Genomic DNA, 22,692 nt, shown 5'->3' on the forward strand with positions numbered 1-22,692 from the left:
CGTTAAGCTTACTCTGGCCAACGGAGGCCTAGCGCCGAAGACGGAGGCAGCCAGATTCATCGGCTGCCTCCGCAGCGAGACGTGGCGGCTGGTTACTGTCCCGTCTTGCCCAGAAACTTTTCGATGGTGTCGGGTTCGACGATCCAGGCGTAATTCAGTTCGTGATGGATCTTCCATGCTCCACCCACGCAGGTCCAACCGAGCTGCGAGCGTCCGTCGAAAGCAATGACCTTGCCATCGAGGCGATCGATGCGGCCGACGAAGCCGAGCGTCGTCGAGGCAACCTTGTCGCTGATGATGACATCATTGGCATCCGTCAGGCCGTGGTGAACGGACCGTGCGGCATTCTGCAGGTCTTCCCAATTAGCCCCGTAGCGGGCCGAGTCGCGGAACAGCTGAGAGCCTCCAGGCGCGAAATTGTCGTAGAAGACACCGTTGGTGTCCTTGAGGTCGTAGTAGCGGTTCAGCTTCTGGGAGAAGACAAACTTCGGGTCGCCTTCCTGGCGCTCCCAGCCTTTCATGATCCAGTCCTTGTGGAGTTGGAGGGGGCTCTCGGCGCCGGCCTGGGGGCAGGCGGCATCCTGCGCGGCAGCAGGTGCGGCGAAGGTGCAAGCAACCAAGCCGGCGGCGAGCATCGTTCTGAGATAGGTCATCGGAATTCCTTTCATAACCAACGTTTTCCTTGTCTTACCCACCAGTTCACCTGGTTGAGCAATGGGAAGGTAGACAACGGCGATTGTCGTGTGTATCCATCATAAGCTAATCACAATGGTTAGCAAGAATGGACAATAAAATTGGACCTGAACCTGTTGCCGATGTTCGTCGCGGTGGCGGAGGAAGCGAGTTTCACCGCTGCCGCCGACCGCCTCGGAGTTACCCGGTCCGCAATCAGCCAGGGAATAAGGCGTCTGGAAGATGCCTGCGGAATCGCGCTGGTGACCCGCACCACACGCAGCGTCCGCCTGACGGAGGCGGGCGGGCGTTTCCGCAACGCACTCTTGCGTCCCATGGCTGATGTCCAATCTGCCTTGGAGGAGGTTGCCGGTAACGCAAATCCGCATGGTTTGCTACGCATCGCGGTCACCTCAATCGCCGAAGAGTTTCTCTCAGGCCCTCTGATCGCTTCCTTTGCCAAGGCTTTTGCAAACGTCACAATCGACGTGACGGTCACCGACGACGCCTTCGACATCGTGGCCGCCGGTTTCGACGCCGGTGTGCGACTGGGAGATGTAATCGAGCAGGACATGGTGGCTGTCGCGCTGACGGAACCGCAGAGGGAAGCGGTCGTTGCTGCTCCAGACTATTTCGCGGCCCACGGGGTGCCCAAGCATCCGCGTGAACTGGTGCACCATCGATGTATTGGATGGCGTCCGTCACCCAGCGTGGCACCTTACCGTTGGGAGTTCGAACACGAGGGCGTAGCATTCGACGTCGCTGTCGAGCCCCAGGTGACGACCAATGACCTGCGTCTGATGATCCGCACTGCACTGGCAGGGGGCGGGATCACCTTCGCGTTGGAGGAGACCTTTCGCCCCTATGTTGAGCGTGGCGAATTGATATCAGTGCTGGACGCCTATCTACCGCCTTTCCCAGGCTTCTTTCTGTATTTTCCAAATCGCCGGAATATGGCGTCAAAGCTGCGCGCGCTGGTTGACCACGTTCAGCAGCACAGGCGGGATTCCGTGCGAGCTAAGGCTTAAGCCACGGCCGCTCGGCTGACGGGTGTTTCGCTTGCGCGAACCCGACCCAATCGAGTCTACCATTGCGCGTTGGCCGTGGTCGTTACTGCCCCGTCTGGCCCGATGACGCGAAGATTAAGGCCGCCGCCGTTGTCCGACGCTTCCATTGTCAGCCGGTCGCTGGTGCTTTCGTCCCGTGGGGATCGATCCGAAGAAATGCCGGTCGATGCTCGAGCGTGCATATAGCCACTCGATGGCCGAACTGAAAGTCTATGCCGAACACCTGCGAGACACTCGCGGTGGGAAAATGCGTGAGTTTAATCCCAGCCAAATCCGTTGACGAAGAAAGCGGAACGCGTCTCGCACGCCACCGATGCGTGTGGTTGGGCAGGATCTTCCGAACGAGGCACTGTCGTCCCGGCCATACTAGATGCCGAATTGTCCGTGGGGCGTAATCGTCTGCAGCGTTCTGTCATAGCTGCGGTCGCTGCCCGGGACTCCTCTCCCTGAGCGGCGGGCGAAGCAACGGAGGGGATTGGTGTCCCCAGATAGCCGAAACGCGACGGGGCGATGACCCGAAAGCCGTCCCGACGAGATCGGCAACGTTGGCCAAGCCCTGATCCCATTCGCCACCCGCACCGTGGATAGAAAGGAGCGGAATGCCATCGCCCCTATCAGCGTATTCGAGCGGTCCGGCGGCGGTTTTCACAACCTTGGGACAGGAAAACCAGTCCGCCGGCGGCCAGCACAACGATGGAGACCGCCAATAACAACCATCTGATCCCGACCATGACCGCCATTCTCGAAATCCACTTTGTGCCATCCTATTCGCTGGAGTCCGGGGCGCCTTGATGTACCTCAAACCGATCGCGACATGCTGGGGAAAGCCAGGAGCCACACCCAAACTGGACCTCCGATGCTAGTTTCCGCGTTTCCGATCTCTGAAAGCGTGGACCGGAAAAGGTGCGCCAATTCCTGACGTTTGCGCTCGGCGCAGCCAGGTCGTAAGTTGGCTTGAATCTCTTGGCGACAACATGTATACATGATGTCTATGAGTGAGCGACATCAATCACAACGCCCAGCGATTGGGCAACGCGCCGATGCTGCGCAGGACGTGGTCTACCGCTGGCTGAAGCAGCATGTGCTCACCTTGCCCAGCCGCGAGGGCACGTTCCTTACCGAGGCGGAGGTCTGCCGCGAGACGGGAACGTCGCGGACGCCGGTGCGCGAAGCGCTATTGCGGCTCGAAGCCGACGGCCTGCTGCAGATCTTGCCGAAGAAGGGCGCCTACGTTCCGCCGATCACCGAGGCGGAGATCGAAGCTGTCATGCAGGCCCGCGGCTTGGTGGAGGAGTGGTGCGCAGGGCGGGCAGCCGGCTTTGGTGACATGCTTGCGGCGGAACTCGACAGGCTGATCGCCCGACAGGTGGAGGTGCGGCACGATCCTGTTGCGTTCATCGAATGCGACCGGGACTTTCATCGTACGATCGTGCGCGCCGCCGGCAATCCGGTGCTCGCCGACTTCTATGAGAGCCTGCGGGACCGTCAGTTGCGGATGGGCGTGCATGCCATGACGATCTCCGGCGGGCGCGGCGACAGCGTGCTTGCCGAGCACGCAGCGATCGTCGAGGGCATACGCCGCGGACAGCCCGAGCAGGCGGCCGCGGCCGTCGCGCAGCATCTGGCGCGGACGCTCGTCGCCTTGCGGCTGCCGACTGCGGCAGGCTGGGGCTCGGTTGCAACCGCGCGTAGCGCGGCGGTGGCGCAGTAAGAGGGCGGCCGCGGCGTTCGCATCGGCGATGCGGCCGAACGGTCGAGACACACAGTGGCGGCGGGCAGTTGGTCAACGGAATTGGTGAATTGACTATTGTGACTTAACCAATCGGTGCCGAAAGGGCCGGAGCATGATCATCGAAAGAGAAACGGCTTTTGACGTGCGCGCGTTCCGGCAGGCGCTGGCACAGTTTCCAACCGGCGTCTGCGTCGTCACCTGTCTGGCCGACGGCGAGCAACTCGGCATGACGATGAGCTCGTTCAACTCGTTGTCGCTTGACCCGCCCCTCGTCCTGTTCAGCATCGATCGTCGTTCAGCCGGCATGCCGCTCTGGCAGAAGGCTGCCAGTTACACGGTCAACGTTCTCTCGGAAAACCAGAAGGACATTTCCAACCGCTTCGCGAAGCCGCTTTCCAACAAGTGGGAAGGGATGCGCTTCGAGCAGGGCGGGCTTTGGCGGCCCGGTGCTGCCCGGGGTGGCGGCGCTATTCGATTGCGAGCCGTGGGCCAGGCACGAAGCCGGCGACCACGTGCTGTTCATCGCCAGGGTGAAGCATTTCCGGTCCTTCGCCGACCGGCAGCCGCTGGTTTTCGGCAAGGGGCGCTACGCATCACTGCAGCCAACGGAGTTTGCGGCGCCGCTTTGGCCGCTCGACATCCACTACTGATCGCGGAGGGTAAGATGATCAAGACTGGGGCGCAGCATATCGAGATGCTGAGAGATGGCAGGCAAGTCTATATCGATGGCCAGGCGGCCGGCGACGTCACCGCGCATCCTGCCTTCCGCCAGACGATCCGGTCGGTCGGCACGCTCTACGACTTCCAGGCGCGGCCGGATAACCGGGCGTTGATGACCTTTGAAGTTCCCGAAAGCGGCGGGCAGCGGGCCAATCGCATCTGGCAGTTGCCGCGCAGCCATGCCGAGCTCGTCGAACGGCGCAAGGCGCTGGAGGCCTGGACGGAGCTTCATTACGGCTTTCTTGGCCGCGCCCCAGACCATGTCGCCTCCTGCATTTCCGGCATGTTCATGGGGATCGAGGTCTTCGAGGCCTATGACAAGGCGCGAGCCGCGGCACTTGCCGTTTATTACCGCTACGCCCGGGACAACGAACTCTATCTCACCTACGCCATCCTCAATCCGCAGGCCGACCGCTCGAAGTCCGCAGGTGAGCAGCAGGACCGCTTCCTCACCGCCGGCGTCGTCGACCAGGACGCAGCAGGCCTGACAATCCGCGGCGCCAAGATGCTGGCGACCGGCGGCATCATGGCAAACGAGGTGTTCGTCACCTGCATCCAGCCGCTGCGCGAAGGCGACGAGCCCTATGCTGTGTCCTTCGCCGTGCCGATGAATGCCGGCGGGCTAAAGATCCTGTCGCGCAAATCCTACGAGCAGAGCGCCGCCAGCGTCTTCGACAATCCACTCGCTAGCCGCTTCGACGAGAACGACGCCGTGCTCTACTTCGACGATGTGAAAGTTCCCTGGGACCGCGTCTTCATCAACCAGGATATCGCCATGTGCCAGCGGCAGTTCCATGCCACGCCGGCGCATGTCCTCCAGAATTACCAGGCGCAGGTCCGCCTGATGGTGAAGATGCGCTTCCTCGTCGGCATCGCCCGGCGTATCGCCGAGACCAACGGCGTCATCAACTTTCCGCAGGTGCGCGAGACGTTGGGAGCGCTCGCGGCACAGAACACCATGGTCGACGCGCTGGTGCATGCCATGGAGGTGAAGGGCCGCATGCACGGCGCCTATTTCGTGCCCGACGCCCATACACTCTATTCGGCTCAGGTGCTGACACAGCAGCTCTATGCCGGGGTGATCCTGACCTTGCGCGAACTGGCGGGTGGCGGACTGATCATGCTGCCGTCTTCCGTCCAGGATTTCGCCGATCCGGAGCTGTGCAGTCTGATTGAAAAGACACAGCAATCGCCCGTCACTTCGTCGGAGGGCCGGGTAAAATTCTTCAAGCTGGCCTGGGATGCGATCGGCTCGGAGTTCGCCTCGCGCCACACGCAATACGAGATGTTCTATGCCGGCGCCACCTTCGTGACTAAGGGACACAGCTTCCGCACCTTCGACTGGGACCGCTGCACGCAGCTCGTCGACCACATGCTTGACAGCTATTCGCTGGACGACGAGATCGACCGTGCCGCTCCGGTTGCCGCTTGAGGTTTGCCATGCCGATCCGAAAGGAACACAAGGAATTTCACACAATCGACATGACCGGCGAGGGCTGGCATTCGCCGCCTGGTTACCCGCCCGGCATCGAGCAGAAGATTCTTGCCGGCCGGCTTGACGACGCGGGCAAGACCGGGCACCGCACGCGGCTGCTGCGGTTTGCGCCGGGCGCCTATACAACGGTGCCGTTCGTGCATGAATACTGGGAAGAGGTCTATCTCGTATCGGGAGATCTCGTCATCGGCGGATCTTCGGTCGCAGAGCCGTCGCTGAGTTTTGCCCCGAACACCTACGCCTGCCGGCCGCCTGGCGTCTATCACGGCCCCTTCCGGTCGCATACCGGGTGCCTGCTGCTCGAGCTTCACTACTACGAGACTTGATTTTTTTCGAATGATGTCCGCGCGCCCAAGCGCCTGCGGACGCTCTCGCTAGTGCGCCACCGAGTCATACAACGTCTGGCAATATCCAAGTCTGGCAATATCCAACATCAAGGCCGTCAAAAAGTTACGCTTTTGATTTTAAAGGAAAAATCGCCGCAAAAAATATTTTGAGGTTTCACCAGCCATCGGGACGAATCGGGCTTCGTGGAGCAGAGACAAAGTCCTTTCACAGCGCAATCCTGCCGTGTGATTGTCTTTCACGATGTCGCCGCCGCACCTATGCTGACGGCTTTGCAAGCCTGGCGAGGGGAGGGCGCTAAGTTAACTTCCCACTGACTTAGATCGACTTCTCCCCATTTGCTTCGGACCGCGCGACACCGCGTGCCAGAGAGCTTTGAGTCGCTCGACGGGAACGGTCATCCCCCTTCCTATCTGACCAGCCAGCCACCATCGACGGGCAGAACGGTGCCTGTCACATAGCCGGACTCTTTGGCGACGAAGAACACAACCGCGGTGGCGAGATCGTTCGGCGTGCCCCAGCGTCCCATCGGAATGCGCGCGGAAATCTGGGCGTTGCGATCGGAGTTGTTGCGCAGTGCTTCGGTATTGTCGGTCGCCATGTAGCCGGGCGCGATGGCGTTGACCGTTATGCCGTGCACCGCAAGCTCGTTCGCCATCGCTTTTGTCAGCCCTGCGATGCCGTGCTTGGAAGCCGAATAGGCGGGCACGCGAATGCCCCCCTGGAACGTCAGCATCGAGGCGATATTGACGATCCGTCCCTTCCGTTTGGTTTCGACCATGTGGCGCGCCACGGCCTGCGAGAGCAGGAAGGCTGCCTTCAGGTTGACGTCGATGACGTCATCCCAATCCGTTTCGGAATAGTCGAGGAGGTCGGCGCGGCGGATGATGCCCGCATTGTTGATGAGAATATCGATGCCGCCGAATGCCGCGGCAGCTTCAGCGACCACTGCTTTCGCGTCGAACTTTTTGGAAAGATCGACCTCAAGCGCATGAAAGCGGCGGCCCGCCTGCCCGACGAGTTCGGCGGTTTCAGGCATGGGAGAAGAGCCGAGCGCAACGATATCGGCGCCGGCCCCGGCCAGCGCCAACGCCATTCCACGGCCGAGGCCTGTTCTCGCCCCGGTGATCAAAGCGATTTTTCCGGAGAGATCAAACAACGCGGTCAAGGCGCAGGCCATTCTCGTTGAATAGATGAAGCGGTGCTGCCGACAGCGACAGGCGCAGATCGGTCCCCGGCGTCAGATCGTGCTGGCCGGGTGCGACCACCAGAACCTTCTGGCCGGCAACGTCGGCGTGGATAACTGTTTCGGAGCCGAGTGCTTCCACAAGCTTGATCTTTGCCGGGATGCCGGCCGTGTCGGTGCCGAGCGTAATATGGTGTGGGCGGACGCCGATGGTTACGCGCGCGCCCATAGCAATGTGGGCGCCATTGACCGGAAGCTCGATCCGGTGGCTGCCGGGCAGCGCTGCGATCGCCTTGCTGGATCGCACGGATTCAATCGTTGCCTCGAGGAAATTCATGTGCGGCGAGCCGATGAAGCCGGCGACGAAGCGGTTTGCTGGCGAATTATAGAGTTCCAGCGGCGTGCCGATCTGCTCGATGCGGCCGGCGCGCAGCACGACGATGCGGTCCGCCAACGTCATCGCCTCGACCTGATCGTGCGTTACATAGATCATCGTGGCCGAAAGTCGGGCATGCAGTGCCGCTAGCTCGGCCCGGGTGGAGCCGCGCAGTTCGGCATCGAGGTTGGACAAAGGCTCATCGAGAAGGAAGGCGACCGGCCTCCTGACGATGGCGCGGCCGATCGCGACGCGCTGACGCTGGCCGCCCGAAAGCTGCCCCGGCCGCCGGTCGAGATAGGGCTCGATCTCCAGCATGCGCGCGGCTTCCCCGATGCGACCTGCGATTTCCGCCTTCGGCATTTTGGTGTTCTCGAGGCCGAAAGCGAGGTTTTGGCGCACGCTCATATGCGGATAGAGCGCGTAGGACTGGAACACCATGGCAAGCCCGCGGTCGGCAGCCGGTATGGCATTGACCTGCTTGCCATCGATAGCGAGGTCGCCACCCGTCGGCTTTTCGAGCCCGGCGATCAAGCGAAGCAGTGTCGACTTACCGCAGCCGGATGGACCGACAAACACGACGAGCTCGCCATCGGCGATCTCCAGATTGATGCCGTGGAGCACGTCGATCGCCCCGAAGGATTTTGCCACATTGGTAAGCTTGATATGACCCATGATGCACTCCTTATTTCAGTCCGGTGCCGGCAATGCCGGTGGTGATGAAGCGCTGCAGGAAGATGAAAACGAGAACGACCGGGATCATCGTCACGACCGTCATCGCCAGAATGAAATGCCACTGCACATTCAACTCGCCGGAATAGACGCTCAGGCCCACCTGAAGCGTGTAGAGCTCCTTGCGCGAGAGCACGATCAACGGCCAGAGGAAATCGTTCCAGCGCCAGACGACGGAGAAGATCGCGAGAACGGCAAGCGCGGGTGCGGTCAGTGGCAGGACGATGCGCCAGTAGATCTGCCATTCCGACGCCTTGTCCATGCGAGCCGCATCGATCAGCTCGTCGGGAATGGTCAGCATGTACTGGCGCAGAATGAACACGCCGGTCGGTGTCGCCACCGTCGGTAGAATCACGCCCCAGAGATTGTTGAAAAGACCAAGCGCCGAGACGATCGAGTAGAGCGGCACCATTATCACCGACAGGGGCACCATCAGCGTCGCAAGAATGAGCAGCATGGCAAATGTCCGCCCACGAAACTCGTATTTGCTCAGGGCAAAGGCGGCCATCGAATTGACGATCAAGGTAATCAGCGTCGCCGTCACAGTCACGAAGATGGAGTTCCAGAGATAGCGGACGAAATCGAAATGGGTGAAGGGCTCGCTGTAGTTCTCCATGGCGAAGGACATTTCGCGGACTGCGGTGCGCTGCGCGATATTGACCTTGATAATCTCGCCCGGTTTCTGCGGATCGACCATCTGGCTGACAAGGCCGATGCGCCGGACTTCGGCGAGCATTGCCTTGCTGCCATCCGCCAAGGTCACCTCGTAGAGATCGAGCGGCTTGTCATAGCCTTCGACCGTCACCTTCTGGGTGATATAGGGCAGTATGGTCGGCGGGAATTCCGCTAGTGCTGCCGGCGATTTGAACGAAGAGCCGACCAACCAGATGGCGGGGCCGAACATCACCAGCAGACCGCCGACGAGCCAGACCCAGGTGACGATATCCGTCCAGTGCCAGCTTTTGCCACCCTTGCGGCGAAAGATGAATTGCGCAACCCGGCTCATTTGCGGGCTCCCTTCTTGTCGCTGGACCGGCTGAGGCCAAGCTGTACTAGCGTCAGGACGACGAGGACCATGCCCATGAGGATCGAGGCAGCCGCGGCAAGCCCGGGATTGCGCAACTGCGTCGCAAAGCCGGTCTCGTAGATATACTGCGTGAGATAAAGCGTGCTTGTGCCGGGTCCGCCTCCCGTCAAGACGTAGACTTCGTCGAAGATCTGCACGGCGCGGATGAGAACCAGGACGATCACGACGAGAAGATTGGGCGCAAGCAGCGGTATCGTGATGCGCAGGAAGGCCCGGGTCGGCCGTGTGCCGTCCATTTCGGCCGCTTCGTAGAGATCCTTCGGGATGGCCTGCAGGCCGGCGAGCAGGATCAGCGTGTAGAACCCCATATGCGCCCAAATGGACACGCCCACCGTCGCGGCGAAAGCCCAGCTGCGATCGTTCAGCCAAGTATAGGGGTCGAAGCCGAGACCGTAGAGGCCGAAGTTCAGGAGGCCCTGGCGCTGAAGGATCCATTTCCAGATGAGCCCCACGACCACGGGCGAAAGCAATACGGGAAAGAAGAACACCGCCCGCCAAAAGCTGCGCGCCATCAGGTCGCGGTTGAGGATCAGCGCGGTGACGAGCGAAACGGCGATCATCAGTGTGACCTGGAGCAGAACGAACCAGCTGGTATTGCTGACGGCCGTCCAAAACGTGTCTTCTGCGCAGCTGTTGGGATTGAGGTAGTTCGCGCAGTCAAAGAGCCGGGCATACTGATCGCCGCCCACAAAGCTGCGGTCCGGCAGGAAGAGGGCTGTGCCGCCGGTCATCGAATAGGCGAAGTTAATGAAGAAGGGCAGAAGAACGAAGATGCCGAATATCAGCATGTTGGGCAGCAGGAAAAAGGCCGCCATGCCGCTGATCCCGGCGACCCTTTGAAGCCATCTCAGCGGCGCATCGATCAGCCCCATAACGAGGCGCACCGGAACCAGGACGGCCTCGGAGATCCCGGCCCAAGTCCTCTCGTGAACACCTGACATCATTGCCTACCTCCCTACTGCAGGCGGAAACTCCCGTTCCCGGCTGCTGTCGCGGTTGCAAATTGCTTCTCGAGAGCGGCGGACTGCACGCGCATGACGGTGGTATCAGGTTCGTCCTGTACTGCCACCCGCCCGTCCGGTTAGCCGCCCGAATCCTTGACCTTGGCCGCAATGTCAGCGTCGATACGCGTGAACGCTTCCTCAAGCGGCATTTCGCCCGCCGCAGCCTGGCTCACCCTGGTGACCAAGGCTGCATAGTAAGTGTCCGACCAGAACCAGCCGGGCAGTTTCCTAGCAGTGTCGGAGAGGGAAGATGTGGCGCCGACGAAGGTGTTCAGGGCCGCCTTTGCCTGGGCATCGTCCGTCTTGAAATCCAGCCCTTTTTCGATCACACCCTTGTGTGCGGGGAGAAACAGCGTGCGTTCGGAAAATTCCTTCACGATGTCCTCGCGTGCCAGGTAGTCCATCACCTTGGCGACTTCGGTCGGGTTCTTGGTGTATTTGATCGCGACCAGGCCAGCGCCCCCCGTCATGCCGGTGCAGTTAGCCGGTCCGCACGGGCTGCCGGTGGCAGCCCAATCGAAGTTCGTGCCGATCTTGGTGGAGAAGTTCGGCACCTGCCAGGAGCCGGAATAGTAATATGCGACCTGGCCGTTGATGAAGTCGTCCGCGCCGGCGCGGTAGGCTGAACCGGCCGCCGATACCCATACGTCCTTGCTCATCGTCCCGTCGGTGACCCAGCCGACGAACTTGGCGATGAACGCTTTGGCGCCTTCATCGAGCGGCGCGGGCTTTCCATCGGAGCCGATGTAGTTCGAGCCGTAGCTAAGATTGGGTGCGCTCAAACGGTGCCCGGACCGGTCAAGCGCCATGGCGAACGGCACCTGCTGGCTTTCGGCAACCTTCTTGGCCGCCTTTGCCCAATCGTCCCAGGTTGCGTCCTTTCCGGGTAAGGCAACGCCCGCTTGGTCGAACAGCGTCTTGTTGGCGAAGCCGCCGGTAAGGGTGATCTGGGTCATGAAGCCGGAAATCTGGTTGGTGCCATCCGGGCGCATCCAGTCGGCCTGGTCGCCGAAGTTCTTGTCCCAATAGGCTGCATCGGCGACCAACGGCCGAAGATCGAGCCAATGGTTGCTGAGCGCCTTCAGATTGGTGACGCGAGCGATATCCGGACCAGCGCCGGCTTCGAGCTGGACAGGTAGCTGTTCGCGCACCACCGTGTAGGACACGTTGTCGAGCACGACGTTGATACCTGGATTTTCCTTCATGAACCGGTCGAGCAGGTCTTTCAGCACCTCGCCCTCGTTACCGTCGGAATACCACATGATACGGACATCGCCGGCGATTGCGGCCGTCGATGTCAAAAGCCCGACGGCAAATGCCGCCAGCATTGTTCTGGTCCTTCGCATTGTCTTCCTCCTCTTGTACGCGAGCCCTTCTCCCGCTCGCAGATAGACGTCGCGCCGGCTTCCTGCGCCGGCGCTTCGCCGTTAATTGGCGGCCAGCATGGTGACCTCACCGGCAACCGTGAAATCCTTTGGCGAGACGGTGCGGCCTTCAGCCTCGACCGATCCATCCGGGCGAAACACCACCGTGCCATATTCCGGATCCTCGATGACGAGCGAACCGTCTTCTTTGTCATCAACCAAAACAGCCCCGAACCGAGCCTGCGCTGCTGTAAGGCTAGAGGCGTGGCAGACCCGCACGATCCAGCGTGTCTTGCGGCCGTATTGGCGAAGCTCGGCATTGGCGGACGGGCCGTCCTTGACAACAACGAAATTGGTGCTACCGCGCAGCATCATCGTTCCTCGTCCACTGCGCGCCAGCGCGAGGCTTCCCTCGACGCTGCTTTCATCGAATTCGGCGATCGGGAACCAGGCATGGGTGAAATCCGGCTGTTCATCGAAAGTAGAAAAATCGAGTACGGCCAGCCCTCGATACTGTTGGGCGCGTGGGAGGGTGCCGCAGCCGCCCCAGAAGGAGGGCCGGCCGTACCCGAACTGGATGGTCTCGCCGGGATGGTTGATCCAGACGGCGGCTTCCGGTCGCTCGCCGAGCCGCAAATGCAGCACCGTCTCCTGGTAGCCCCATTCTTTCCAGCGGTAATGGGCAGCGGAGCCGATGGCGAAATCGAGGCTCTTGTAATGGTAGAGCGCTGCGAAACTGTTTTCACCCTGGGCAAAACGCCATTCCTGATGCTGTTCGGCGCGATGACAGGCGACCGCGTCCAAGTCTTCCGATACGGTCAGGCCGTGATCGCGCAGGCAGACGGCAAGTTGCGGCAGCGCGTGAACGCGGCGGCCGTACCAGCCCTTGCCCCAGAGAAGACGTGCAACGCCGGAAAGCTCGAGCGAACGGCCGGCGCAGAGCGTGTGCTCGTAGGAGCGCCCTTGCGCTGCAGTGACCATGCCATGATGGGCGGATCGCGCGATGATCTCGCAAAGCCGGACGATGCCTTTCTTCGCCCTTTCAGCTATATCGGCATCGGGCGACAGGGCGGCGAGCGCGGTCAGGCCCTTGAGGTCGATTGGGAAATAGGGAGCGGAATTGAACTCCGCCATTTCCCAAGCCTCGAAATGGTCGAGCCATGCCCGAACGCGCGCCGCGCCGATGGCGCACTGCTCGGCACCGGTGCGGCCCGAGCGGGCGAAGGTCTTATCCGCTAGCAGATGTCCAGCCAGATAGGCCGAGGTATGGAAAAGCAGTGCATGGTTTTCCGAGAAATACCACTGTACGTCGTTTCCGGGCTCGTCCATCCAATAGCGGAAACCAAGGATCGCCTGGTCGATGCGGCTGCGCGTTTTTTCGCCAATGTCCTTGCCCCAGACGGTACGCGACCAGATCAGCGGGACCAGCGAGAAGTCGGCGCAGTCGTGACAATCCACGATCGAAGGCAGGATTTCCTCGATCATCGCATCGGTGTCGGCACCCCCCCGGCCGCTTGCCAGCCGCGCGAAGGCGCGAACCGTATCGCGTTCGGAAAATTCGGAGATCTCGTCCAGCGTTTCCGTGATGCGTTCGGCAAGCGCGGCAGGCGCGTCCCCCTGACGGCCGGCATGACAGATCTCCACACCGAGGGACCGTGAGGCGACAAAGTCGCCGGCCTTCAGGGTGATGCGGAAATGGCGGAAATCGGCGGGCGCATTTTCCGAAGGGCCAATTATGAGACGTGCTTCGCCGGCCTTGAGGACGAAATCAAAGTCGAAACGTTCGGTCGACATGAAGTCGCCCTCGACCGTGACATTGACCGCGACATCCACCGGCAAAGGTTCGGCGAGAAGAAGTGTGATGTCGCCTTCGAAGTAGGCCGTGCTGTCGAAGTGCATGCCTTCGAGGGCCGCCTCGATCGTCCCGGCGACCTTGCCGTCGATCGGCACGGGCACGGCAACGCTAGCCGTCGGACCCTCCAGATACTCAAGCTGGAAGAAATAGCGTGCGTCGCGCTCGGCAAGATCATCAAAGAAAATGGTGATCTCGTTCAGCCCGGCTCCCAGCGGCAGGTCGAATTCGACCTTTGCCTCGAGATTGCGGCTATAGGGTGCTATCCATCCGACCTCGGCGCCGTTCAGCCAGAGAACTGCGCCGCCGCAGGTTTCGAGGCGAACCTTTGCCGTCCCGGCCGTTTCGGCGGAAACGAAGGTGCGTGCCCAGGTGGCTAGCCGCGTCGGTCGAAACCAGAAGCCTGAGAGATCGAGCCGCGGCGAGCCAAAGGGCAGCCACCAGCGGGTAGCGGCGAAGGCGCCTCGCACATCAGGCCGCTTGCCCCGATAACGCTCGGCGAAAATCGTGCGGCAGGGATATTCGTGCGGAATAAAATTCTTGTGCTTGGTCAGGAAGAAGAATGGGTCCATCTCGCCCTTCATGGGCGCGTCTGGAACGTCGAAGCGCTCCTCGGCGATCAAGCCTAGCTGCCAGTAGCGGATGGCTTTGCCTGCCTTCAGGTCACGGTTCATAAGTGATGTTGCAGGGGTCATTTCAGGTCTGCCACGGCCACCGGGGCCACGTCGTTATATTCTTGGTTCTCTCCGGTCATGCCCCAGACGAAGGCATAGGGACCGGTGCCGGCGCCCATATGGATCGACCAGGCTGGCGATAGGACCGCGTCGCCATTGGCGACCACGAGATGACGCGTCTCCTCCGGGCGGCCCATCAAATGAATGATGCGATCCTCCGTCGCCATGTCGAAGTAGCAATAGGCCTCCATACGCCGCTCGTGCAGATGCGGCGGCAGAGTGTTCCAGACGCTGCCGTCGGCAAGGTCGGTGATGCCCATCAGCAGAAGGCACGAGGGCGCGACTTCCGGGTGGATGTACATGGCGAGGCGGCGCTTGTTCGACCGGCTGATATCGCCGAGTTCGACCGGCTTGGATTCCCCTTTTGTGATCAGGCGGTGGGGGATGTCCGCACCGGCCGGCACCGAATTCATGTAGAACCGGGCAGGGGTGTTCCCCGACAGGCTCGCCAGCGCAATCGTTCGGGCGCCGCGACCCACGTAGAGCACGTCACGGTTCTCGATCGTGAAGGACTGGCCGTCAACGCTCACGGTGCCCGTGCCGCCGAGATTGGCAATGCCCATTTCACGCGCAGACAGAAGATACGGCGTGCCGATCTCGGCGCCGGATCCAACGGTCACGCTCGTCGTCACCGGCATGGCCCCGCCCAGCAGCAGGCGATCGACATGTGTATAGGTGAAATTGACGGTATCCGCAGCGAACAGATCGGTGATCAGGAAAGCGTTGCGGAGTGTCTCCGTGTCGTAGCCTTTGATATCTTCCGGCGCCGCTCCATACAAAACCTTCATCGTCATGCCGCGTGTCCTTTTGTGCCGACGTGCTGCAGGCCCTCGGAAAGGCATAGGATTGCGAGGGCCTGCCCGTAACCGGTCGGTTGAATGGGAATATCCTTGTAGAATTGGAGATCATGGCCCATGCGCGTGCCATAGGAGACGTTGAGCACGGTGCCGGTCTCATCGATGTTGTCCATCACCAGCCGCAGCGCCTTCAAACCCGCCGCGTGCCAAGCCGGCGTGCCGATCCCGAGGCGATAGCCCTTGAGCAGCCCGTAGCCGATGCCGGCCGTCGCGGAAATCTCTTCATAGGAGGTGGGGTCGTCAAGCAATGTGCGCCATGCGCCTGAGGGCGCCTGAAGCGCAAGCAGCGCATCGACCTGAGCCACGAGAACGCCTTGCAGGAAGTCCTTTACCGGTTTGGCGACGTCCGCCAGATCGAAGAGATCAAGCATGCCGGCCGTGATCCAGGCATTGCCGCGCGCCCAGCGGGCCCGGGCGAAATTGTGCCGGCCTTCGAATGTCCAGCCATGGAACCACAAGCCGGTGTGCGTGTCGGCGAGGTAGCGGGCATGCACGAGGAATTGCCGCGATGCCTCGTCGACCAGTTCGCGCCGGCCGCTTGCCTGACCGTAGGACGCCAGGAACAGAGCCACCATGTAAAGAGTATCGTCCCAGAGTTCGTTGTTATTGACCTTGTCCGATACGTTGTGCTCGAAGCCGCCTTCCGGCGTTCGGCCAAGGTCGGACACCACACGGTTTGCCCAATCGTCGAGGATCGGTTGCCAGCGGGGATCGCGGGTTTTGGCCCAGAGCACCGATAGACCGAGCATTGGCGCGGTCGTGTTGACATTGAGCTGCGGCAGACCGACTTCGATACGGTCCCGATACCAGGCTTCGATGAGCTGGCGAAGATCGTCGCGGCCGGTGAAAAGCCAGAGCTTGATCAGGCCATATAGGCCGACGCCCTGCGGCCACTCCCAACTGTCGAAGCTGATGTAATCGCCGGCAGTTCCGTCCAGATTCGGTTCATGAAAGCGACCGTCGTGCTTGAGGCCGGTCGTTCCGGCGACAAGGCGATCGAGACCATTGCGAATGTCGCGGCCGTCTGGACCCATAGCATTTCCTCTACCGTGCAGCTCTTGTGGCGGCTCCGTGGCAGAACAAATGCATGACGATTTTACTTGCGCAACATGAAAATTTTTCTCATTTTGGCGCAAAGGATGGCGATATGGGTGCAAAACCGCTGCCCGGCAAACGTGGCAAGAAGAGTAAACGTGTGCGCCTGGAGGACATTGCCGAGGCCTGCGGGGTGTCGTTGAGTACCGCTTCGCGTGCGCTTGCGGGCGAGAAAGGCGTTCGGCCTGAAATCCGCCAGAAGGTTCTCCAGGCCGCCAAGATCGCCAATTACACAATCCCGACCGCGGTCGCAGGACAGAAGGTCATCCTTGCGGCATCGAGCGCGGCCATGATCGACTACGTGCGCAACCAATTTACGCTCTATGTCCTTGAAGGGTTGAACGAGCGCGCGCAGGCGCTTGGACTCGAAATTGTCACGCGCTCTATCGGCGACAAGAACGAGGAACTGGCTGTTCTGAAGGAGGCGCTGGACGATCCTCAGGTCGCTGGCTTGCTTTTTCTCACTGTCGATGACGAGGCCATGCTGGCCGCCACGCGCGGCTTCGACAAACCGGTCGTCCTTCTCAACGGCGACGATCCTTTCATGCGTCTTTCCAGCGTCACGCCCTGCAACCGCTCGAGCGCGCGGCTGGGCGCCGATCACCTGATTGAACTCGGCCACGAGCGCATCCTGTTCCTGATGCGGCCGGGTCGGCGCACCATCGAACGGCGCTACGAGGGCTGGAAGGATGCGCTGCTGCATCGCGGATTGCCGTTCGAAGAGGATCTCGTGGTTCCCGTCGAGGACTGGCTTCCGGAGCTTGCGGCGCAGGCGGTTGCTGCCCGGATCGCCGCCCGAGGTCTCGATTTCACCGCCATTCTGGCCGCCGGCGACAGCCTTGCCGTTGGTGCGATGATGGGCATTCAGCAGTCGGGGTTTTCAGTGCCCGGCGACGTTTCGGTAATGGGCATGGACGACCTCCCGCAGGCCGCTTTCCTCAAGCCGCCGCTGACGACCATGCATATTCCCATGCGCGAAATCGGTTCGGTGGCGCTCGACCTGCTGCGTGACAGCCTTTCCAGTCTTCCCATGCCCCCACGTCGTGTGGAACTCGCCTGCCATCTGGTCGAACGATCCTCCACGGCTCCATGCCGGCCGCTTCCAATCAAGTAGGTTTCTCTGCGCAGCCTGGGCGCTGTTTTGTCGCCGGAACAAGGCCACGCTTTCGGCAACGCACTGTTCAAACACGGATGATGCCGGTCACGATCGACAAGCCTATGCATTCGGGGCGTCATAGTGCTGGCGTGCCGCGACCTTCGGCTCGAGCCGCGCTCAGATCAGCAGCAGGGTCTTCATGCTGGCGTTGCCGTTCTTGCCGATGATGATGTGGTCATGAACGGCGATGCCCGAGCGGTTTGGCCGTCTCGATGACTAGTTTGGCCATCTCGATGTCTGCGCCCGACGGCGTCGGGTATGGGCGGTATCGAGCCGCTGAGTTGAAGGCAGTCTGACCTCCAGGCCGCGCCGAGTTCGCAAAGGATCGCGCCGCTTAGATGACCTCGCCAATCCGGCCTTCGCGGACGGCGTCGATCGGACGCGGGTTACGGCCGCTATCGTGCCGTCCGCGAAGGCCGCTTGACCCCGTCGCGTTTGGGGCCGACAGCCGACCGGCAGCGTTCGGTGTCCGGAAAGCAAGAGCGGACGCGCGGCGCGACAGGTGCAATGTCTGGAGTTGGACCCAACTCGGACTCTGCCATGTCTGGAAATTCACCGTACTTCATACGTTGATACCGCTCTTCCGGAACCCTTCGAGCCAGTGATCCCGATCCGCCTGTCGCGAGCACATTCGCATCCAAAATGTGATGACGGATTTCAAGTCGTGTCCCGGGGGCCGCTTTCGTTCATATTCCTTGACGGCGGCTCCCGCTTGGTCAGTTTGTCCTGTTTGCGCATACGCGGCAGCCAAGGCCAGGTATACGAGTGCAGGGATGTTCTGATAGGTCTCGTGAATCTCGATCACTTTCTCATAGTTGCGAAGCATATAGTGGCAGTCGCAGAGCTGATCGAGACGCTGATCATCGGAGGCGTAGGGTTCAAAGTGCTCTGACCTGGCGAACCACTCGAGAGCTTGCTCGGGTTCCCCTGTATAACTAAGTGCGCAACCCAGGACGTAAAGCGCAAACGGGTCGTTGGGGTTGAGGGTAACCGCGCGCTCGGCATATTTTCTAGCCAACCGGTGATCACCCGATATGTGGTACGTATACGCCGCATACGCGTTGACTGTCGGATTATTCTCATCGAGCGAAACGGCCTGCTGTGCGTGTTTTCTACCACGATTCAGCGTGCTTTCCGGCGGCAATCCCAAAATTAGGATTCCGAATACGCAAGTCATGCCGAGGCCGGCATGCGCCATGGCATAGTTGGCATCTGCCTTGACCGCCTTATCATACCAATCGAGTGCGATTGATAGGCCTTCTGTTAGATGCAAAAACGCCCAGCGGCCGCGAAGTTCACAGTCGTAAGCGGTGAGATTGTTTGGTGCCTTTCTTCGGAGATGCTCAACAGCAAAGCGATCGAGGCGGCCGGGAATCGCCGCGGAAATAGCCCGCACCAGTTCGTCTTGGACGATAAAGATGTCATCCAAGTCACGATCGTAACGCTCAGCCCAGAGATGATTTCCGGTAGCCGCTTCGATCAACTGGGCAGTCACTCGGACCCGATTGCTTGTCTTGCGAATGCTTCCTTCGACGACGTATTGCGCACCGAGTTCGCGTCCGATCCGCCGCACGTCAGTAGCTTTGTCGCGATACTGAAACGATGAGTTTCGAGCGATAACGAACAGCGAAGAGAAGCGGGATAATTCTGTGATGATGTCCTCGGTAATGCCATCGCTCAAGTATTGTTGCTCCTGATCGCCGCTCATATTGTCGAACGGGAGCACGGCGATCGTATGCTTCGTGGAGGCAGCTTCGGCCGGAAGAGGGCCCGCTACCCTCGTCCCCGTTCTCACCCGGTATGCCCGCACCGGCCGATCGATGTTTTTGAGTGTCTGCTCGCCCATATCTTCTATGACGCAGTCGACTTTGCCGCGGACCTCCTCATGCACCTTGCCCGAGATGCAAATGCCACTGGGTTCGGCCATGGCTTCAAGTCGCGCCGCGATGTTTACGCCATCGCCGAATATATCAGTACCCTCGCCAACGACTTCGCCGAGATTGATGCCGATACGCAATTTGATCTGCCGTTCCTCGGTCAGATCGGCGTTCGTCTCGGCCATTCCCTGCTGCAGGCCGAGCGCGCAGCGCAGCGCATTGACGGCACTGAGAAACTCTACCAACACGCCATCGCCCATAAACTTGACGATCCGCCCGCCGTTTTCGCGAACTAGCGGTTCGACGATATTCTTCCGTCGCTCCTTTAGCGCAGCGAGGGTCAGCGCTTCGTCCGCCGCCATGAGGCGGGAATAGCCGACCACATCGGCGACAAGAATGGCAGCGAGGCGGCGCTTCACGGTAGGTTCTCCTATCGGAGAGGGAGATTATCGGCCATTCCTCACAGAAGCGACAGCGATAAGAACGCCCGCAACTTCGGCTCCTGGCGCAATCACGACCGCGAACGTCATCGCCGCCATGTCCGCTTTTAGGAAATGGCAACGCAGGTGTTCGCGACCGACATGAGGCGCGAAGCAGACCTGCCCGATGTTTCATGCGCAAACGCCTGAGATGCGAGCGCCGCCATTAACCATCGATTAACTATCCGGTCGCCTTTAATTCAATTCTGCAGCATACTGATTTGGGTAGCGAGGCTGCTCAAGGAGACTGGAACAAGAGGGTAACCCTCCTGTTCGCGCACCTGCCACTTCATTCGTGCGCGACAGTCGAAATTGAATAAAAGAAGCGACGGGACACCGTCGTCTCATGGGGAGGCGCCAGCATCATGTTTGATGAGGAGCGCCAGAATGAAGATCGAAGACGCAGTTACGGCGGTCACGTCAGAAGCGAGCACGCTCATGTCTTGCCTCGGCCACCCCGTAGTCGCCTACCACGTCACGGAAATCATGAGGGAGGCAGACCTGGCACAGGCCCGCGAGATGCAGCTCGCGCTGATGCGACGAAGCATCGAGGCTCTTGTCGATGACGGCCTGGAAGGCGTCGCCGCCGAACATTTCGCATCCCAGTTCGACGGCCGCGTCGGCTTGACCTGGAGACTCCTGCACGCACCCGACGACGTGGCGCATTGATCAGGACCAGATCGGTCTTGGTCAAGCTCTGGCAAGGTCAGCTTCGAGGCGCGAAGCCGCTGATCGTCAGTATTTCCGCGCGGCAGCCGCCGATCCTGCGATTGCGGCTTGCGAGGAACAGGCATGGGCGGGCGAGGCCGATATTCTACGGCTTGGATTCATCGGTCCTCGATGCTCCGGCACTCCGAAAGCGGGACTAACGAGATCGAAGCGTAGTAAAAAATCGCACGTTGGCGCGCAATATCGCGCCATGGCGTAGAAAAGGCGATGGCTCGCCGGGACCGACGAAGCAGCGAAATACGAGTTCGCCATAGCGCTCCGCCGAGACGCGCCACAGCCGCATCAAATGCGAAAACGTGATCGTGACCGCGCAGAAGCACTACGCCTTGCGGGTGGGCGGCCGCCGTCGCTCCGGAATCGCGCCGTTGCTCTAGGTGTTCAGTCCCGAGGTCAAGTGGATTGGATCGAGTCTAAACCGGTCTGGCTGTTTGGCCCATGCCGTGCAGATGGCTTCGTAAGGTGTGAGGCCGTGAAGGGTCTTGAGGCGCCTGGCGAAGTTGTATCCGTCGAGGAAGGCAGCTAGGTGATTTTCGAGTTGGCGGTGGGTATCGTAGTGATACCGCCGGACGGACCTGACCGTTGGTCCATGGGTGGTTGGGCTGGTAAGACGGTGTTCGATGCCATGCCCCCAGCAGGCCCGGTCGAATGGATGGCCGCGCCAGCGCGCGGTAGGCCATCCCGGTTCTTGGGCAGGTCAGCGAACTGGATGCCGTTGTCGGTGAGCACGGTGTGGATTTTGTAAGGGACTGCTTCGACCAATTCGTCGAGGAAAGCTCTGGCGGTGACAGTGGTCGCCTTCTGCATCAGCCGAGCGAATGCAAACTTCGAGGTCCGGTCCACCGCCACGAATAGGTAGAGCTTACCCTCTTCGGTTCGGACCTCGGCGATGTCGATGTGGAAATAGCCGATCGGGTAGCGCTTGAAGGGCTGTTTGGCTGGCTTGTCGCCGGCGACCTCGGGCAGGCGGCTGATCCCGTGGCGCTGAAAGCAACGGTGCAAGGACGACCGCGTCAAGTGCGGGATCGTCGCTTGCAGCGCATAGAGACAGTCATCCAGAGGCAGCAGCGTGTGCTTGCGGAAAGCGACGGCCATTGCCTCTTCCTCAGCCGTCAGAACGGTGGAGCGTACAGTCTTCGGGCCCATCGGCGCGTCGTGGACGAAGGTCCGCTTGCGCCACTTGGCGACGGTCTTCTGATTTAGGCCGTGCTGCGTGGCGAGTTCCTTGAGCGGAGCCTTCGATCGCTGTATCGCTGCTCGGATGGCGTACGTGGTCGTGGCGCTGCCGTGGAGTATCTGTCCCATAACTTATCCCTCAATGAAGGATCAGCTTGACTGATTCCCCCACACTCTGGGACTAGACAGACGCACAAAATGCCCAGGGCGCCGATGGCTGCGATCAACCAGCACAGAAAGTCATTGCGGACGCCTAGGGCGACGTTTCCGCTGCTGCGATATCTCCTGGAATTGCAGCGCGACTGCGCTCGCAGCGAAACCTACGACCTGACGACAGACATCGTCGGCGCCTACAGCCTCGGTATCATCCATGCCGAGACAATGCCTGGCGAGCACTATCCGGCCGGTGGCGACGGCGCGCTAGCTATTCGTCCAAAAGTGCAGTCCCATTGTGACGATTGCCATCATCAGGAGGCCATATCTGCCTGTCGCCCAGCATCAAGCGGTAACGCCGGTCCAGATGTTTGATGACCTCGTTCGCTTCGGCCGTCGTGTAAAAGACGGCTACGCCTTCCACCGTTTCGCCATCGACGCGCTCAAGGCGATAGGCATCCTGCCGCGGAGTGTCTTTGTAGGCCAATGATAAGCGCTCCGAAGAGGGGCATTTTAGGCGCGTTTTCCATGAACATTTATTAAGGCGGCAAAGCGACCAGCTATCTAACGCTTCTTCGGCTTCGGCGTGATCGTCTCGACCCTCACCTTGTCGCCGATCTCCTTTGCCATCGCCAGCGCCTTGGCCTTATCCTTGGTGGTCAACACCGTCCGCCAATGTGGCTTTTCGAACACGCTCACGATGTAGGTTGTCACGGGCTTTTCAGTCATAAGAAATCCAAGAATACCATGCGGCCGGAAGCGCTTGGCAAAGGCCTCCGGCCAGGACTCGAACGCTGGCCGGGGAAG

The 22,692-nt window shown here is 60.7% G+C and carries 19 protein-coding genes and 4 pseudogenes; 8 read left to right on the forward strand and 15 right to left on the reverse strand.

The window, feature by feature from the left end; translation table 11 throughout:
- Nucleotides 1-92 precede the first annotated feature (92 nt).
- Nucleotides 93-653, reverse strand: coding sequence for a hypothetical protein (locus AC1RUK_RS08555; protein ID WP_481835961.1), 561 nt, complete (start codon nt 651-653; stop codon nt 93-95).
- Between the two features lie 135 nt (nt 654-788).
- Here AC1RUK_RS08555 and AC1RUK_RS08560 point away from each other — a divergent pair, with 135 nt between their 5' ends.
- A complete protein-coding gene (locus AC1RUK_RS08560; RefSeq protein ID WP_481839546.1) occupies nt 789-1,700 on the forward strand; it encodes a LysR family transcriptional regulator in 912 nt (303 codons plus the stop codon).
- A gap of 479 nt (nt 1,701-2,179) precedes the next feature.
- Here the strand turns inward: AC1RUK_RS08560 and AC1RUK_RS08565 are convergent.
- Nucleotides 2,180-2,479 (reverse strand): annotated as a pseudogene (locus AC1RUK_RS08565) (alpha/beta fold hydrolase); the annotation flags it as partial.
- Nucleotides 2,480-2,793: 314 nt separating this feature from the next.
- On the opposite strand from AC1RUK_RS08565, the gene AC1RUK_RS08570 reads away from it, so the two are divergent.
- The 5 genes and pseudogenes from AC1RUK_RS08570 (at nt 2,794) to AC1RUK_RS08590 (ending at nt 6,012) form a co-directional block, all read left to right on the forward strand.
- Nucleotides 2,794-3,450 carry a GntR family transcriptional regulator gene (locus AC1RUK_RS08570; protein WP_481835960.1) on the forward strand — a complete coding sequence of 219 codons (657 nt, stop codon included), beginning with the start codon at nt 2,794-2,796 and terminating at the stop codon, nt 3,448-3,450.
- Between the two features lie 247 nt (nt 3,451-3,697).
- Nucleotides 3,698-3,820, forward strand: a pseudogene (locus tag AC1RUK_RS08575) (flavin reductase family protein); the annotation flags it as partial.
- Between the two features lie 97 nt (nt 3,821-3,917).
- Nucleotides 3,918-4,121 (forward strand): flavin reductase family protein, encoded by a 204-nt coding sequence (locus tag AC1RUK_RS08580; RefSeq protein WP_481839545.1) that lies wholly within the window; start codon nt 3,918-3,920, stop codon nt 4,119-4,121.
- A 14-nt stretch (nt 4,122-4,135) separates the two neighbouring features.
- Entirely contained in the window at nt 4,136-5,623 is a 1,488-nt protein-coding gene (locus AC1RUK_RS08585; RefSeq protein WP_481839544.1) for a 4-hydroxyphenylacetate 3-hydroxylase family protein, read from the forward strand.
- A gap of 8 nt (nt 5,624-5,631) precedes the next feature.
- Nucleotides 5,632-6,012, forward strand: a complete 381-nt coding sequence (locus AC1RUK_RS08590; protein ID WP_481835959.1) for a cupin — start codon at nt 5,632-5,634, stop codon at nt 6,010-6,012.
- Nucleotides 6,013-6,440: 428 nt separating this feature from the next.
- On the opposite strand, the gene kduD is transcribed toward AC1RUK_RS08590, so the two are convergent.
- The 8 genes from kduD to bglB all read right to left on the reverse strand — a co-directional run bounded on the left by kduD (nt 6,441) and on the right by bglB (nt 16,257).
- A complete protein-coding gene (gene kduD, locus AC1RUK_RS08595; protein ID WP_481835958.1) occupies nt 6,441-7,211 on the reverse strand; it encodes a 2-dehydro-3-deoxy-D-gluconate 5-dehydrogenase KduD in 771 nt (256 codons plus the stop codon).
- Nucleotides 7,183-8,268 (reverse strand): ABC transporter ATP-binding protein, encoded by a 1,086-nt coding sequence (locus tag AC1RUK_RS08600; protein WP_481835957.1) that lies wholly within the window; start codon nt 8,266-8,268, stop codon nt 7,183-7,185. The genes kduD and AC1RUK_RS08600 overlap by 29 nt, the downstream gene beginning before the upstream one ends.
- Nucleotides 8,269-8,278: 10 nt before the next feature.
- Entirely contained in the window at nt 8,279-9,331 is a 1,053-nt protein-coding gene (locus AC1RUK_RS08605; protein WP_481835956.1) for a carbohydrate ABC transporter permease, read from the reverse strand.
- The gene (locus AC1RUK_RS08610) at nt 9,328-10,356 is read right to left on the reverse strand and encodes a carbohydrate ABC transporter permease (protein WP_481835955.1); all 1,029 of its coding nucleotides are present in this window, start codon (nt 10,354-10,356) and stop codon (nt 9,328-9,330) included. The genes AC1RUK_RS08605 and AC1RUK_RS08610 overlap by 4 nt, the downstream gene beginning before the upstream one ends.
- A gap of 137 nt (nt 10,357-10,493) precedes the next feature.
- A complete protein-coding gene (locus AC1RUK_RS08615) occupies nt 10,494-11,762 on the reverse strand; it encodes an ABC transporter substrate-binding protein (protein WP_481835954.1) in 1,269 nt (422 codons plus the stop codon).
- An 81-nt stretch (nt 11,763-11,843) separates the two neighbouring features.
- Nucleotides 11,844-14,327 (reverse strand): hypothetical protein, encoded by a 2,484-nt coding sequence (locus AC1RUK_RS08620; RefSeq protein ID WP_481835953.1) that lies wholly within the window; start codon nt 14,325-14,327, stop codon nt 11,844-11,846.
- Nucleotides 14,324-15,160 carry a 5-dehydro-4-deoxy-D-glucuronate isomerase gene (gene kduI / locus AC1RUK_RS08625; RefSeq protein WP_481835952.1) on the reverse strand — a complete coding sequence of 279 codons (837 nt, stop codon included), beginning with the start codon at nt 15,158-15,160 and terminating at the stop codon, nt 14,324-14,326. Before kduI ends, AC1RUK_RS08620 begins: the two co-directional genes overlap by 4 nt.
- The gene (bglB, locus tag AC1RUK_RS08630) at nt 15,157-16,257 is read right to left on the reverse strand and encodes a beta-galactosidase BglB (RefSeq protein ID WP_481835951.1); all 1,101 of its coding nucleotides are present in this window, start codon (nt 16,255-16,257) and stop codon (nt 15,157-15,159) included. The genes kduI and bglB overlap by 4 nt, the downstream gene beginning before the upstream one ends.
- Nucleotides 16,258-16,370: 113 nt before the next feature.
- Here bglB and AC1RUK_RS08635 point away from each other — a divergent pair, with 113 nt between their 5' ends.
- On the forward strand, nt 16,371-17,432 hold the full coding sequence (locus AC1RUK_RS08635; protein ID WP_481839543.1) for a LacI family DNA-binding transcriptional regulator: 1,062 nt from the start codon (nt 16,371-16,373) through the stop codon (nt 17,430-17,432).
- A 159-nt stretch (nt 17,433-17,591) separates the two neighbouring features.
- On the opposite strand, the pseudogene AC1RUK_RS08640 reads toward AC1RUK_RS08635, so the two are convergent.
- A pseudogene (locus tag AC1RUK_RS08640) lies at nt 17,592-17,730 on the reverse strand (JAB domain-containing protein); the annotation flags it as partial.
- Nucleotides 17,731-18,036: 306 nt separating this feature from the next.
- Nucleotides 18,037-19,770: an adenylate/guanylate cyclase domain-containing protein gene (locus tag AC1RUK_RS08645; protein ID WP_481835950.1), complete on the reverse strand. Its 1,734-nt coding sequence runs from the start codon at nt 19,768-19,770 to the stop codon at nt 18,037-18,039.
- A gap of 447 nt (nt 19,771-20,217) precedes the next feature.
- Between AC1RUK_RS08645 and AC1RUK_RS08650 the strand changes: the two genes are divergently transcribed.
- A complete protein-coding gene (locus AC1RUK_RS08650; RefSeq protein WP_481835949.1) occupies nt 20,218-20,499 on the forward strand; it encodes a hypothetical protein in 282 nt (93 codons plus the stop codon).
- A gap of 430 nt (nt 20,500-20,929) precedes the next feature.
- On the opposite strand, the pseudogene AC1RUK_RS08655 reads toward AC1RUK_RS08650, so the two are convergent.
- The 3 genes and pseudogenes from AC1RUK_RS08655 to AC1RUK_RS08665 all read right to left on the reverse strand — a co-directional run bounded on the left by AC1RUK_RS08655 (nt 20,930) and on the right by AC1RUK_RS08665 (nt 22,614).
- A pseudogene (locus AC1RUK_RS08655) lies at nt 20,930-21,861 on the reverse strand (DDE-type integrase/transposase/recombinase).
- 295 nt (nt 21,862-22,156) lie between these two features.
- Nucleotides 22,157-22,372: a hypothetical protein gene (locus tag AC1RUK_RS08660; RefSeq protein WP_481835948.1), complete on the reverse strand. Its 216-nt coding sequence runs from the start codon at nt 22,370-22,372 to the stop codon at nt 22,157-22,159.
- 77 nt (nt 22,373-22,449) lie between these two features.
- Nucleotides 22,450-22,614 carry a hypothetical protein gene (locus AC1RUK_RS08665; RefSeq protein ID WP_481835947.1) on the reverse strand — a complete coding sequence of 55 codons (165 nt, stop codon included), beginning with the start codon at nt 22,612-22,614 and terminating at the stop codon, nt 22,450-22,452.
- Between the last annotated feature and the right edge of the window lie 78 nt (nt 22,615-22,692).

It is taken from the genome of Mesorhizobium monacense, assembly GCF_056781675.1.